The 13,603-nt window shown below is 62.9% G+C and carries 16 protein-coding genes and 1 tRNA gene; 6 read left to right on the top strand and 11 right to left on the bottom strand.

Going from position 1 to position 13,603, the window contains the following annotated elements:
* Positions 1-92 precede the first annotated feature (92 nt).
* Both ACGFK1_RS20720 and dcd read right to left on the bottom strand, forming a co-directional pair.
* Positions 93-1,406, bottom strand: a complete 1,314-nt coding sequence (locus tag ACGFK1_RS20720) for an ammonium transporter (protein ID WP_393433358.1) — start codon at positions 1,404-1,406, stop codon at positions 93-95.
* Between the two features lie 120 nt (positions 1,407-1,526).
* Entirely contained in the window at positions 1,527-2,099 is a 573-nt protein-coding gene (dcd, locus tag ACGFK1_RS20715; RefSeq protein ID WP_393433355.1) for a dCTP deaminase, read from the bottom strand.
* Positions 2,100-2,158: 59 nt separating this feature from the next.
* Here dcd and ACGFK1_RS20710 point away from each other — a divergent pair.
* The 4 genes from ACGFK1_RS20710 to ACGFK1_RS20695 all read left to right on the top strand — a co-directional run bounded on the left by ACGFK1_RS20710 (position 2,159) and on the right by ACGFK1_RS20695 (position 4,024).
* Positions 2,159-2,232 (top strand) — tRNA-Gly (locus tag ACGFK1_RS20710).
* Between the two features lie 313 nt (positions 2,233-2,545).
* Positions 2,546-3,112, top strand: coding sequence for a hypothetical protein (locus tag ACGFK1_RS20705; RefSeq protein WP_393433352.1), 567 nt, complete (start codon positions 2,546-2,548; stop codon positions 3,110-3,112).
* A gap of 25 nt (positions 3,113-3,137) precedes the next feature.
* On the top strand, positions 3,138-3,743 hold the full coding sequence (locus ACGFK1_RS20700) for a hypothetical protein (protein ID WP_393433350.1): 606 nt from the start codon (positions 3,138-3,140) through the stop codon (positions 3,741-3,743).
* Positions 3,740-4,024 (top strand): nucleotidyltransferase domain-containing protein, encoded by a 285-nt coding sequence (locus tag ACGFK1_RS20695; RefSeq protein ID WP_393433347.1) that lies wholly within the window; start codon positions 3,740-3,742, stop codon positions 4,022-4,024. Before ACGFK1_RS20700 ends, ACGFK1_RS20695 begins: the two co-directional genes overlap by 4 nt.
* 6 nt (positions 4,025-4,030) lie before the next feature.
* Here ACGFK1_RS20695 and ACGFK1_RS20690 read toward each other — a convergent pair whose 3' ends face one another.
* The 3 genes from ACGFK1_RS20690 to ACGFK1_RS20680 are packed head-to-tail and all read right to left on the bottom strand — an operon-like array spanning position 4,031 to position 6,302.
* A complete protein-coding gene (locus ACGFK1_RS20690; protein ID WP_393433344.1) occupies positions 4,031-5,422 on the bottom strand; it encodes a site-specific integrase in 1,392 nt (463 codons plus the stop codon).
* The gene (locus ACGFK1_RS20685) at positions 5,422-6,099 is read right to left on the bottom strand and encodes a recombinase family protein (RefSeq protein ID WP_393433341.1); all 678 of its coding nucleotides are present in this window, start codon (positions 6,097-6,099) and stop codon (positions 5,422-5,424) included. The genes ACGFK1_RS20690 and ACGFK1_RS20685 overlap by 1 nt, the downstream gene beginning before the upstream one ends.
* A complete protein-coding gene (locus ACGFK1_RS20680; RefSeq protein WP_393433338.1) occupies positions 6,096-6,302 on the bottom strand; it encodes a hypothetical protein in 207 nt (68 codons plus the stop codon). Before ACGFK1_RS20680 ends, ACGFK1_RS20685 begins: the two co-directional genes overlap by 4 nt.
* 132 nt (positions 6,303-6,434) lie before the next feature.
* On the opposite strand from ACGFK1_RS20680, the gene ACGFK1_RS20675 reads away from it, so the two are divergent.
* Positions 6,435-6,752: a hypothetical protein gene (locus ACGFK1_RS20675; RefSeq protein WP_393433335.1), complete on the top strand. Its 318-nt coding sequence runs from the start codon at positions 6,435-6,437 to the stop codon at positions 6,750-6,752.
* A gap of 577 nt (positions 6,753-7,329) precedes the next feature.
* Here the strand turns inward: ACGFK1_RS20675 and ACGFK1_RS20670 are convergent.
* The 6 genes from ACGFK1_RS20670 to ACGFK1_RS20645 all read right to left on the bottom strand — a co-directional run bounded on the left by ACGFK1_RS20670 (position 7,330) and on the right by ACGFK1_RS20645 (position 11,779).
* The gene (locus ACGFK1_RS20670) at positions 7,330-8,637 is read right to left on the bottom strand and encodes an AAA family ATPase (protein WP_393433332.1); all 1,308 of its coding nucleotides are present in this window, start codon (positions 8,635-8,637) and stop codon (positions 7,330-7,332) included.
* Positions 8,529-9,533 carry a hypothetical protein gene (locus tag ACGFK1_RS20665; RefSeq protein ID WP_393433329.1) on the bottom strand — a complete coding sequence of 335 codons (1,005 nt, stop codon included), beginning with the start codon at positions 9,531-9,533 and terminating at the stop codon, positions 8,529-8,531. Before ACGFK1_RS20665 ends, ACGFK1_RS20670 begins: the two co-directional genes overlap by 109 nt.
* Before the next feature lie 357 nt (positions 9,534-9,890).
* Positions 9,891-10,178 (bottom strand): hypothetical protein, encoded by a 288-nt coding sequence (locus ACGFK1_RS20660; RefSeq protein ID WP_393433326.1) that lies wholly within the window; start codon positions 10,176-10,178, stop codon positions 9,891-9,893.
* A gap of 245 nt (positions 10,179-10,423) precedes the next feature.
* Entirely contained in the window at positions 10,424-10,699 is a 276-nt protein-coding gene (locus tag ACGFK1_RS20655; RefSeq protein ID WP_393433323.1) for a hypothetical protein, read from the bottom strand.
* A gap of 190 nt (positions 10,700-10,889) precedes the next feature.
* Positions 10,890-11,447 carry a hypothetical protein gene (locus ACGFK1_RS20650; RefSeq protein WP_393433320.1) on the bottom strand — a complete coding sequence of 186 codons (558 nt, stop codon included), beginning with the start codon at positions 11,445-11,447 and terminating at the stop codon, positions 10,890-10,892.
* 74 nt (positions 11,448-11,521) lie between these two features.
* A complete protein-coding gene (locus ACGFK1_RS20645; RefSeq protein ID WP_393433317.1) occupies positions 11,522-11,779 on the bottom strand; it encodes a hypothetical protein in 258 nt (85 codons plus the stop codon).
* A 159-nt stretch (positions 11,780-11,938) separates the two neighbouring features.
* Between ACGFK1_RS20645 and ACGFK1_RS20640 the strand changes: the two genes are divergently transcribed.
* Positions 11,939-13,081: a hypothetical protein gene (locus tag ACGFK1_RS20640; RefSeq protein WP_393433314.1), complete on the top strand. Its 1,143-nt coding sequence runs from the start codon at positions 11,939-11,941 to the stop codon at positions 13,079-13,081.
* Positions 13,082-13,603 lie beyond the last annotated feature (522 nt).

Here is a 13,603-nt window from a genome sequence, read left to right as displayed (position 1 = left end):
GAAGCGGTCGCCCGCGCCGGTAACCAAAACCCTACCCGGGTCAACGACAACGGTCCCCCGGCCGTTCAAATTCCTCTATCGAAGCGAAAAATTCAGCCTTCTTCAGCCGTCTGGGGCCGCGGCGAGGGCAGCTCGAAGTCGCCGAACGTCGTGGGCCGACGGGAAGGCTGGTAGCCGTGCACCGCTTCGGCGTAGGCCGTCTCGGCGTGTTGGGTGAAGTCGACGCCGGTGGTCTCGTCCTCCGCGCTGATCCGGAAGCCCATCACACGGTCGATGATCTTGCCGAGCAGATACGACACCACGAACGCGTACCCGCCGACGACTACCGCACCGATCGCCTGCTTACCCAATTGCCCGAGGCCGCCGCCGTAGAACAGGCCGTGCGCGCCGCCGGTCATCACCGGAGTGGCCAGCAGCCCGATCAGCAGCACCCCGACCACGCCGCCGACGAAGTGCACACCGACCACGTCGAGCGAATCGTCGTAGTTGAAACGGAACTTCGCGCCGACCGCGAACGAGCACACGACGCCCGCCGCGACGCCGACCACCGCCGCACCGAGGGTGTTCACCGTCCCGCAGGACGGGGTGATGGCGACCAGGCCTGCGATCACGCCGGAGGCGGCGCCGAAGGTCGTGGGCTTGCCGTCACGGATCTGCTCGACGGTGATCCAGCCGAGCATGCCGAGACACCCTGCGAGCAGGGTGTTGAGGAAGACAGCGGCCGCCATGCCGTTGGCGGCCAGCGCCGATCCCGCGTTGAACCCGAACCAGCCGAACCACAGCAGGCCGCAGCCGAGCAGCACGAAGGGCAGGTTGTGCGGGCGCATGGCGTCCTTCTTGAAGCCGATGCGGGGGCCGAGGACGAGGGCCAGCGCCAGTGCCGACATGCCCGAGACGATTTCGACGACGAGGCCGCCCGCGTAGTCAAGGGCGCCGAACTCGAACAGCCAACCGCCTGGCGCCCACACCCAGTGCGCGACGACTGCGTACACGGCGACGGTCCACAGCGGGACGAAAACCATCCAGGCGGCGAACTTGGCGCGGTCGGCGATCGCGCCGCTGACCAGCGCGGCGGTGACGATCGCGAAGCCCAATTGGAAAGTGGCGAACAACAATTCGGGGACGTGACCGCGCAGCGTGTCAGGGTTGATGCCGAGCATTCCGATGTGTTTGAGCCCGCCGACGAAGCCACCCGTGCTGTCGTCGGAGAACGCGAGGCTGTAGCCGACCAGCAGCCACGCCACGGTCACCAGCGGTATCGAGATGAAGCTCATCATGATCATGTTGAGCACGCCGGTGGTGCGGACCATGCCGCCGTAGAAGATGGCCAGACCTGGCGTCATCAGAAGGACGAGTGCGGTGCTGGCGAGCAGCCACGCGGTGGCGGCAGGATCGATCGCGTCCATTCGGGCTCCTTTGCACGTTCGCCCGAGAATGTCGGTCCCGCGTTTCAACCACGCGGCAAACCTGTTACCGCCATGTTTCGTGTTTCGCCGGGGTTACCGAACGCTCACGCCGCGTTCGCGTCAGCTGGACTTGATGAAGTTCACGTACGACCGCGACGGCGTGGGGCCGCGCTGGCCCTGGTACTTCGAGCCGGCCTGCGCGCTGCCGTAGGGGTGCTCGGCGGGGCTGGTCAGCCGCAGCAGGCACAGTTGGCCGATCTTCATGCCGGGCCACAGCGTGATCGGCAGGTTCGCGACGTTGGACAACTCCAGCGTGATGTGGCCGGAGAAGCCGGGGTCGATGAAGCCCGCGGTGGAGTGGGTCAGCAGGCCGAGGCGGCCCAGCGACGACTTGCCTTCGAGCCTGCCCGCCAGGTCGATGGGCAGACTGCAGCGTTCCAGCGTCGAGCCGAGGACGAACTCGCCGGGATGCAACACGAACGGCTCGCCTTCCTTGGGCTCGACCAGTGAGGTGAGGTCGTCCTGGCGGGTCGACGGGTCGATGTGCGTGTAGCGCGTGTTGTTGAAGACGCGGAACAGGTTGTCCAGCCGAACGTCGACGCTCGAGGGCTGGACGAGGCCTTCCTCGAACGGGTCGATGCCCAGCCGTCCTGCGGCGATTTCGGCACGGATGTCGCGGTCGGAGAGAAGCACGACGCGAGCGTAGCCGCTGAAGTGTTAGCCTTCGTGATCAAACCGGCCAGTCCGGAAATGCCGATGTAGTTCAATGGCAGAACATCAGCTTCCCAAGCTGAATACGCGGGTTCGATTCCCGTCATCGGCTCCACGTTGATCAGGGCATATCGGCCAGACAGCTTCCTTACGATGGAGCCGATACCCCGCCCGTACCCCGTACTTGTGACGTCACGGCCCCTCCGTCGGGGCCAACATGAGTATCGCCGCGCCCACCAGGCGTTACGTCCGCGCCATAGCGACTTGATGCGCCCCACATAATGGAGAATGGCGGTATGCCTTGCTCACGTGGTGCAGCGAATCCCTCCGAGCCCACTCGGCGGCGGCTGTGGGCGGATTCTGCGGGGTACTGCGGAAACCCTGAGTGTCTTACTCGACTGTTCGTTGAAGATCCTGACGGCCGCGACGTGGATTTCGCGGAGGCAGCTCACATCATCGCGGCGAAGGAGAGCGGTCCACGGGGTGCCAGCACTGCTTCAGTTGAGGAACGCGGCGCATGGAGCAACCTGCTGTTGCTCTGCGCCAATTGTCATACGGTTGTAGATAAGTCGGCAGCGGCCTACCCGGCTGGTCTCCTGCTTGGCTGGAAGCACTCCCGTATCGAGCGGACGGAGCAAGCCCTCGGTATATCGTCCTTCGCTTCTCGTGATGACGCACGGTCATCAATAGAAGCGTTACAGGTGCAGAACCGCGTAATCCATGAAGACCTCGGGCCCGACAACGACTATTCGATGAATCCAGAGGCCGAACAAGCAGCCGCCTGGAGGCGAGCAGTCGTTGAGACGGTGATTCCAAACCATCGACGCATCCTGCGCGTCGCCGACGGAAACCGAGATCTGCTTTCTGAACTCGAGGTTCAGACGATCGAGCGGTACCGCTCGCACGTCGACGATCTAGAAGCACGACATGTGCACAATCGAGACGGCCTCGTCAGGCGCCGCTACCCGACGGAAATGGACAACCTCTTTGCCTAGCACAGCACGATGGGTCGCCGACAGGTTGAACGAATGCACCTTCGTCACCTCGGTCGAGGTGGATGGCAACCGACTAAGCATTGTTCGTGAATCGCACCCAGCGGCGTCTGTTGGAGTGCTCTCGTTGCCTAACGTAACGGCCGCCGACGTTTTCCCGCTTGTCGAGGGAGTTCAGCGTGTCGACTTCGTGCTCAACGTCCCGAAAAATGGCCGGTTTATGGGTGACGCGATCGAGCAGTTGGGGCTGCAAAACGTCGGATGGGGTCGGCTGAGTGATGCGATCCGCGCGCTCCGCGACTGCGACGTCTTGGGTGACTACCAAGAGCGCGAACTGACGTTCGTCATGCGCGGCTTGCGTCAACACAAGCGAGTTACCGAGCTGAACCTTCTTGACGATCATCGGATCTTAGTTGTCCGCAGCGGCCTGCCTGACCTCATCGTCTTCATCGGATCGATGTACCAACCGACGGCCGACGCTGTCCGCGACGCGATTGACCGCTACGGCGAGTTCGACCTGTTTGCGGCGACGAACCCCAACAGTGATCCGACTGCTGAGGCGATTCAAGTCGCGGCCGACGCGGGGATACGGATGTTGAAGTGGAGTGAGACTCTGGCTGCGCTGTACGCATGATCCCGAAGCTTCTTTCACGAATCAATTCGATCCTCGATCAGCACCAAGGGATTGAGGTGTACGTGTTCGGCTCTGCGTTGACGCACGAAGATCCCGCAGACCTCGACATCCTTGTGATTTACCAGGACCGAGAAGGACTTCGACAATTTTTGGACCACGTCGATTGCCAGTCTGGTGCACTTCCGATCGACGTTACGGCCATGACTTCCGGTGAGCTGGCAAGCTCTGGCTTTCTCGTCCGTTCGAACGCGGTCAATATTCGCGAACTCAGGCCGATGTGAGCGTTCTTACCAACCGTGTAGCGGTATCACGTTGTCGCCGTGGTATTTCGGTGTCGCGGCTAGCGCACCGAGCGCGGCCATCTCGTCGTCGTGGTCGGCCTTCGCGTACAGGTGGGTGTAGACGAGTTCGGTCGTCGTGGGGTTCGCGTGCCCCATCCACTCGGCCACCTGCCGCACCGAAATTGTGGGGACTGCGGCGCACAGGCTCGCGTAGGTATGGCGGAGCGAGTGGAACCGCAACCCCGCCGGGAGCACCGCGTTGCCCGCCGTCCGGTTGGCCCGGAGCACAGCGGGCCGGAACACCGCTTTGTAGAAGCTCGCGTGGCGTAGCGGCGTCGTCCAGTCGAGCACCAACCGCTTCTCGGCGTCCTCCACGGTGAGTTCAGCCAGGGCGTCGGCTTGTCGCCGCGCGCGGGCCTTCGCGGTCGGACTCGGTGCTGTCCCTTCCACAGCCGTAGTGGCCGCTCCTGGTGCGGCAGGGGTCGCCCGCACTCCGGTAGGCCGGGGCCGCGTCAACGTAGTACCGGGGAACAGGGGTGCGGTCGGCTCGTCGGCGCGCGGGTGCTCGGCGAGGTAGTCACGGAGCAGGCTCGCTGTCGGTCCCGGCACCGGCACAGTTCGCATTGAGCCGTCCGTCTTGGTCAGGCCATGGGCCGCAGCAGTCCGCTCAACGCGGATCTTCATGCTTCCGTTGGGTGATACCTCAATGTCTTGGATTTGTAGCCCACCGAGTTCCGCCGCGCGCAGTCCCGACCACGCCGCCAGGTTCACCAGCACGCTGTACGGCCAAGGCGTCGCCTCAACGAGCGCAGAAACCTGTGCGGCGGTGAGGAACTGCGCGCGATCCACAACGCCCACCTTCGCGCCTTTTGCGCCGCGTTCCTTGGGGAGCTTCACGTGCTCGGCGGGGTTCTTCGCCAACCGCCCATCCGCCACGGCCTGCTCCAAGACCATGCGGACGGTCCAAAAGGCATGTCGGATGGTGGACGGCTTCTTGCCCGCGTCCGTCAGCCGGTTGACCCACGCCTGGATGTACTCGCGGGTGATCTTGTTGAGCGGGTAACCGCCGAACACCGCGTCAATTCCGAGCGTCTTGCCGTCGCCGCGCCGGGCTGCTGCCGGGGCGAGCGCGTAGCGGTGGTTCTCGGCGTTGTTGCGGGTGTCGGCCTTGCGCGACTCCAACCAAATCGCCGCTGCGTCACGAAACAGCATCTTGCCCTTGGCAGGGTCGAACACGATCCCCTGCGTCGCCGCGCTCTCGGCGTTACGCGCGTAGTCCGCTGCAGCCTTCTTGTTCGTGAACCCGCCCTTGCTATGGTCGGTACCGTCTGGATCGCGCCACTTCGCCACGTATTTTGTTGTACCGCTGTGTGTTACGCGCTTCTGAATCCGTGCCATCAGCACGCCTCCAGTTCTGTTGCGGCGGTGGCGCTGGCGTAAATGCGCCGCACAGTGGAGGTCTGCCAGGTGGACAGGCCAGCGGGCGACAGGATTCCCTCGGCTTCCAGGGCGGTGGCGATCTTGGCGAAGCTGAGACCGCTGTTGCGGTCCATGACGATTCGTCGCACGACACCCGGCTTTGCGAGCCGCTTCCGGCCCAGCCGCTCGCCGCGTGCGCGCTTCGCCGCGAGACCGGCCTTGGTGCGCTCGGAGATCAGCTCGCGCTCGTATTGGGCGAAGTTGACCAGGTTCATCGCCACCATGCGGCCTGCCGCCGTCGTGAGGTCGACACCTAAGTCAAGCACTACCAGCGACCAGCCTTGCGCCTGGGCGGCTTCGATTATGTTGGCGGCGTTGATGATCGACCGCGATAGCCGGTCCAGCTTGGCCACGACCAAGCCATCGCCCTGCCCGGAAGCCAGGAGCTGCAGCACTTCTCGCAACTGCGGGCCAATCACCTTGCCGCTTACACCTGCGTCCGTGTGGTACTCGACATCCCAGGCCCGTCGCCGCGCCTCGGCGTCGATGGTCGCGCGTTGGGCTTCCAGGCCATTGCCGCTGAGCGCTTGTTCCTCGGTGCTGACGCGCGTATAGCCGAACATAAACGCGCCCTGTGGCTTTCCTGTGCCGCTCATCGGGCTAGCTCCAGGTCGCCGTCGTTGAAGGCCAACAGCTGCTCTAGGTGGTCGAAGCGAATATTGGTGTCCGCAAACTCTTTTGGAAACAGGTCCATCACGGTGCCTGTCTTGCCAATCAGCGCGGTGCCTGTCCAGTCGATCGCGCCGGGGTGGTTCGGGTTGGTGATCGGTTCCCGGCCTTCGTGCGTGGTTACGCTCACCACGCGTACCCGGTCACCGGGTCTGAACTTGCTCATCTGGTTCCTCTCGTCGGGGCGGAAACGACCGTCACCGCCTTACGCCCCGTTCTTACGCCAGCTAGCACACTCGTGGCTACACGCCTAGCTGCGCCTATGCGGATTTTGGCTAATCCGCGCGCGCCGGTTCGCGGCAGCTATGTCGGCTACGGCCTCCTCGGCGGACACGAGCGAGTGGCTAGGTGCTGCCGGGGGCGGTTCAGCCCAGGGCGGTGCGCCGACACGTCGCGCACGCTCTACGGGGCGCTCGGCCTGCGCTACGGCAGGCTCGGCGGGTCGCTCGGGGGCGGGGCTGGCGACCTGCTCGGGCGGGGCAGTCTGCGCCGGGGGTTCGGCGGGCTTTGGTGGCCCGGCTGGGCGCTTGGCGGCGCGGCGGATTGGCTTCCCCGCCTGCTTGGCCACGGCCTTGGCTAACCGCTTGTCGGCGGGCGACACGCGCGGGTCGGGCTGCATACCACGCACCGCGCGCTCGAGCATGATCGCCTTCGCGAAGTCCATGCGCTCCTTGGCTTTCCGTTGCACCTGTCGTGTCGCACCACCATGGATCATGCATACGGTCCCGCCACGAATCGCGAAGCGGCCGCAGGGTTTACCATCGCGCTGCCTTCGGGCGGCGCAGCGGCGTGGGTGCAGGAGGCGCTGCTCATAGTTGAGGGCATTCTCCCTATTCGCATTCTTATGTCGTTCGCTGCCTGGTTGCCCGCTCATCGTGGCTCCCCCGGTCGAGTTCGGTCCTCTGGCCAAGGTGCTCGGCGCGGATTACGTCTTGGGCGGGTTGGTATCCCTCGCCGCGTTGGCTTCTGTGGCTCCCACCAATACGGTGGCGACAATCGGTCGTAGGTGATCACTGCAATCTCCAATCAGTAGTGGGGTTTTCGCCGCTGGCGGGGTTAAGTTCTCTAGTCCACGAACCGCGCTGGTCCTTGTTCGTTAGTTCTTAACCCCCTATAGGGGAGGGTTAATAACTAACCTTGTTATCGAATAACAAGGGTTAAGAAGGGTTAACAACGCTGCCCGCCTTCCGTTTCTGTCGGTCCAGCGGCACCGCTTCGCCTAGCGAGTAGAGGGTGCTGTTGCCTTGCTTTCTCACTTCCAGCCATCCCTTTTGCACCGCTAAATCCCTGCCCTGTCTGAACTTTCCGCTCAGTTTGCTGGTTTGGGCTATGCCGGCCTTCTCCGACAATTCACCAGCGTTTAGCTCTATTGGGCCGTCCGATCCGTGTTGCTTCTGCTGGTTGGTGTATGACACCACCGTGTCGTATGCCTTTAGCGCGTATCGGTCTATCGCGCTCGCCGCACGACTACCACCACCCGTCGCGCGCAGCGTTCGCGTCCGCAGGTTGTATCCAATCTCAAACTCGGACACGTCCACGTCGCGGCCAAACGCACTTAGGTATCGCTTGTTATCACTTGGTGCGTCGGTGTGGTTGCCCACTCCGATCTCATAGCGATAAGTCATGTTTACGTCGGGCTTGTCCATCATCGCGCTGGCCCCACGGGCCCGGTTTCCGCCGTCCTCGGAATAACCAGCGTGGTGCGCGATTAGCACGCCGCATAGTTCCGCCTGCAAGACAACGTGTTCCAACCGTGCCCACCACCGTAGGTAAGCCGCATTCGGGTCGCCTCCACTCGGCTGGTCATAGAACGACCCCAACGGGTCCATGAGCAACACGGTGATCCCGGCATCTCGCAGCCATTGGATAATCCACTCGGCGGCAGCATCGTTCGTGAGGTCCAGCCTGCCGTACTCGCGCCCGTGGTACAGGTGCAACCGCTTCAGCGCATCATCCGGCAACGCCATGTCGGCTAGCCATCGGTTGAACTGCCCTTTGGTTAGCTCCATGTTCAGATAGCCGACGCGGCAGTCCGTATCGACATTGACTTCAAATCGCCTAAGGAACGGCTCGCCGGTCACCAGTGACGCCGCAGCGTTCAGCAGCAATGTGGTCTTGCCGGATTTCTTTTGGGCGTTCACCTGCGCGATACCAGACCAGAGGTCACGGAAGATCCAACCAACCTCGGGCGGTTGCTCTGCTAGCTGTTCGTAGGCGGACACCGGGTATGCGGGTGGCGTCCATGCTTGAGCAGCTTCCAGTCGCTTCGCGTCTACGCGTGCCGCTTGGACTAGGCGTTCGCCGCGCAGGAAGTCGTCATACTCATCATCTTTGCGTGGGTCCCATTCGACAGCCATCAAAGCCGCCTCGCCATCGGACGGCGCGGGGCAGCCGGTCGGCGCGGCCGATACGGTCGCCCTGAGTTTGCGACTGCTGGTGCCGACGCGAATGCCCGCTTCGCCCACGCGTCCAGGTTCGGCACCACCCGCCCACGTGCCTTCGAGACCGCGCTGCGTACGGCGTTTGCCCATTCGGTCGTCGCCGTAGCTGGGTCGCGCACGTCACCGACCATCTCGCCAGCCGCGCGGGCTTCCATGGTGCTCAGGTAGGCCTCACCGATGTTGTGTAGCGCCACCACGAGCCCAGCGCGGCCCTCTTGTGCGGCGTACACCGCGTGAAGCACCTTGGCGATCATGGTCCTGTGCGCACCGTCGCCGCTATCGAGCACGCGCACCAGGGCTACCGGGTCCAGGTACTCATGCAGCACCTTGCTCCGCGGCATCTGCTGTAGCTCAGCCTGGTCCAATGTTGCGCCAGGCTGCTCGTGTATCCAGGTCTCGGCTTCGCCAAAGTCAGTCGGCACACCCATGACTATGGCCTTCGTCCGCTTTAGCGGTTGTACGTTGTCGCGGTCCAAACGGCCCACCAAGTCGCGCAGGCTAACCCGCGCGGCGGCGTACATCTGGGTCTGCACTGGCACTGGCGCGTCTGGGTACTTCCAGTTAATCGAACCGGGGCACCGCAGTAGCCGGTCAATGTTGTAAATGCCGTCGATGGCGCGAGTCGTATGCGATTGGTCCGGCAGCCACATCGCGTTCCGCGCGGCATCTTGGGCTATGGAACCGAACCGCCACCACGTCTCGCGGAACTCGTCGCGCGTCCAATCGCGGTCGATCACGTTACTGTCGCCGGGCGGCGATCCCACCCGCCACAACGGCTGTAATCCGTGGCCGCTTTCGACCATCGCGACCGGCTTGGCGTCTAGGTAGTCCGACAACTCCCAGGCTGTGGCGTAGCACTGGTCCAGGGTGTCGAGACACTTGCCGGGCTTGATGTCGAGGTCGGCGAACAATGTACGCATCCGCGCAATGTCAGCTTCGCCGCCCTTCCCTCTTCGGACGTGTCGCGCAATGGGGTTCGCGCCCCACCACACCTCTTTGTCTTGAGGCGGGGTCCAGCCGGCCAAGTAGTCAATGCGGAACAACTCAGGCTTAAACGTGTTCTTGCGCCCTGGCACTTGGGTGCATATCGGAATACGTTCTTGTGCAGCGAATCCGAGGGCAATTAGCACGTCATACAGCGTTGGTCGCTGTGTGTCGTCCTCGGGCGGGCCTTGGGCTATCATAGGTAGCGCCCTTTCATGAACTTGTCCTTCTGTACAGGGTTTTCGTTCCACCCCCGTGCGCGCCCGCCCAGTCTGCCGGGGGTGGAACTGTTTCTATTGGGCAACCTTGGTGCCCGGAACAGGCTGCAAGGCCGCACTTTCCGGCACGCGGTTCTCCCCTGCGTGATAGCGCCCATGTTGCTTACGCGAGCGCAGCCACTCCTCAACGTCACGGCGAGAAAACCAGTTAGCGTTGCCGATTCGGGTGGGGATGATTTCGCGGCGCATCACCGCAACATGTGCCAAGCGCTCGGTTACGGCGCCAGCCGGTACACCCATTTCGATGGTGCACTCGACAATGCCCCTGTCGCCCTTGTACTTCGGTACATCGTTGGGATCCATGAAAGAACAACAAACCTTTTGTGCGGCCTGCGCTCGCGCAGGACTAGCCAACGCCCGCACCAGGTTTGGTACGGCCGCATCCCCACGGTTTGTTGGGTACGAACGGCGCTTCTGCCCGCCAAGGTCGGCACCGTTCAACGGCCCGCGACCGAGCCGGTAGTTCGATTATACTGCGAACGCGCTGTGTCAGCGCTCCGCCGCTACGTGTGTGTTCCCGCCACCGAAAGTGTCGGCCCCGCAGCGGGTTAGGTGGTCAATTGCACCTCCACCACCAAGCTCACCGCGTGCTCGTCTCGCACATACTTCATCTCCTGCACCATGATCCGGCGCAGCTCGTCATACAACTCCTCACGCGTGATGAGGCCGCAGTTATTGCTCAATCCTGTCGTGAACCGCGTGCGAAACGGGTCTTCTTCCCTGCGCCAATGCTCAGCGACTTCGTACACCATCCCGTTGCTGTCCTGGAACTCCTTGTGCATCGCTTCCAAAACCATCGGGTCCGTCCGGTTCTTCATCGTCATGTTGTTGCCTCCTTGGCGTCGTGCCAGGTTCACCCTGCGGTCGTGTACGCCATGTTGACAGGAAGCGCCGAAACGCGCGCGCTTTACAAATGTGTGTTGGTTGTCAAACGAGTCATTCGCCCTGATAAACCCCGTCGTCGGCGCGGTGCACGGCCATTCGCGTCAGCATTGTTGCAGGTTAGGCGAATGTCTACGGCTGCGGCGGTATCGGAGAGCCGGGGTCGATCACTGCGCCGGGTGGCAGGTCTGCCTGCTTGTCCAACACGCTCGCGCGAATGTTGAAATAGGCAGTATCAGTCACGGCGAACTCACAGGCCATGCAAATCTCGAACATCAACACCACACGCCCGCATGAGATTGGTAGCGGTCGGGATGAATGGTCATAGAAGGTCTTGGCCTGGCAATCCTCGGCGATGCAAACACAACAATGGGCATCTGGGTCTTGGTGCTCCATCCAGGCCGCGAGCCGGTCGGCGTTGCTTCGGCAGATGAAGATGCGCCTGTCGCCCGGCCACTTCAACAACGCAGCACCGTCAGTGTCTTCTACCCCGCGCGGGTCGAACCTGTCGCAGCGATATGTCACATACACCGCGCCGCCACCCTCGGACTCCAACGCGTGCAGCGCTTCCAGTTCGGCCATGAGCTTTTCGTGCATGGTCGGGTTGGCTATCGGGTCGAACAGCACCTGGATGAGTAGGTTGTCGTTGGTCTTGGGCACGATGCGCTCGGCCTTCTTGACGCCGCGCACAATCGGATGGTCCGGGTCAGGCGGCTGGTCCATGCGGTACTTGGCGGTAAGTGCCTGTTGGCGTTGGTGATCCATCATGCTGTCCTTCTCATCCGCTGAATGAAGTTGTAGAGGTCCACAGTCGAGTACCAAATGGCCCCGCTGATCTTGTAGCTCGGCAAAGTGCGGTCGTTCGTCGCCCTGGTCACGAGGCCCATGCCGACGCTCGACAGGCCCATCACTTCCCGGTACCACGCGACCGCACCGGCCTTCCCTTTGATGGTCGGATCGTTCGACAGTTCCAGCTTGGTAGTTGCGGCAGCAACCGGAGTCACCGCCATTGCGCGCGCCATCTATCATCCTTTCGCGCAACGATATTCGTACTTACCCTGAGCCTACTCGCTACTACCCCGCCGTATTGCCGGTAGACACACATCTCTCATTAACACTAAGTCCGCCAGCGCAATTCAGGGGTAGGGTCGCTTGCAAGCGCACAGACTAGGTAGGCGACCATGACAACGAAATTCCGTATTTGGGGTAGCTCTGGCGGCAAGGGCGGTGTGAGCACCCATGGCGATGTCCTGGTCAATCAGACCGCGGATGGCGTTGCCCTCAACGCCATTTGGGCCGAAATTCAAGAGGTTCTTGAGCTCTGGAACAAAGAGCGCAAGAGCGTCACTGACATTCTCAGCTACAAGACGGTGAACGTCGCCGACGCAGTCGCTCAGAGCATCTCATCGGACAGCTTTGAGGAAGCCACCGAGTTTGGTGTTCCGCGCGCGATCCGCCCACCGAGCGACGTACTACGCCTTGGCTATTCGTTCAAGGACTACGACATCGCCTTGCGCGCAACATGGAAGTTCCTGCGCGAAGCGACAGCAGAGCAGATCACCGCGCAAGTCACGCGCGTGTTCGAAGCCGACAACAAGCTCACAACCGGTTCGGTCCTGCGCCGATTGCTTGACCCGGCGACTCAGGTCAACGAGTGGGGTCACACTTGCTACGGGCTTTGGAACGGCGATGGCATGGTGCCTCCGCCGTATCTCGGAACGACATTCGACGGAACGCACAAGCACTACCTCACCACCGGCTCAACAGTTCTCGATGCGCTCGATGTCGAGAACATGATCAAGCACGTGACCGAGCACGGGTACGGATTGCTGGCCGGCTCGCAACTCGTGTTGATCGTCAACCCCATCGATTTTGAGGCCTCAAGCATTGCGGCCTGGAAGGCGGGCGTGGACTACGGCGGTGCAACGGTGCCCAAGTACGACTTCATCCCCTCCGCGCTCATGCCCGCGTGGATCTCCAACGAAGAGATCCACGGCCCAATCCCGAATGCGGAGTACAACGGGCTCCAAGTGTGGGGCTCCTACAACAACGCCCTCATCATCAAGTCCAACGACATGCCGCGCTACTACGCGGCGGTGATCGCGACTGGTGGGCCGAACAGCGACAGCAACCCGGTCGGCTTCCGCGAACACATCAACCCGGCCTACCGGAACCTGCGCCATATCCCCGGGCGCGGGCCGTACCCGATCCAGGAGAGCTTCTTTGCTCGCGGGTTCGGCACCGGCACCCGGCACCGGGGCGCGGCGGTCGTCGTCCAGATCACGACAGACCTCAACTACACCCCGCCGACAATCGAGACGTAACCATGGCTCGCTACACGCGGTCGCCAGAGCCATACCGCGACCCGCCACCGCCCCAGCCGCAGCAGCGCGGGGGCATGGACCCGCTTCGGCTCCATTGCGAACAGGTGGGTGACCAGAGCACCGAGTTCTCATGGGGGCCTGGTCCGGTCGCGCCACACCTCAATGGCCGGCCACCGTCCGACGGCGGCAAGTACATGCCTCGCGCGCCACGCGTTGACCCGCCGCGCAATGAATACGGCGTGGGCCGACCGCGGCAGCACCGTAGGCCACGCGACGAAGCCAAGGGCTACCCCGGTGACCAAGTTGCTACCTGAGACGTGGTCAGGCGGGGGTTACCAGCACCCGGCGCTCCCGCCCTGGCCGCCCGTTGGGGGTTTGGGCCCTGCTATGGTTCGTGCTCGTCGTAGTCCTCGTACGCCTCTTCCATCTCCGCTGCCGCCTGCGCCATCGCCTCGTTGTCCCAAGGCAGGTCTACTAGCTCAGGTTCGGGGGCGGCAAATTGAGAAGCGACGGGCTCGGAGA

It is taken from the genome of Mycobacterium sp. NPDC048908, assembly GCF_043197955.1.
GTDB lineage: Bacteria > Actinomycetota > Actinomycetes > Mycobacteriales > Mycobacteriaceae > Mycobacterium.
Note: the sequence above shows the minus strand (reverse complement) of the source record. Positions and strands in the feature narration are given on the sequence as shown.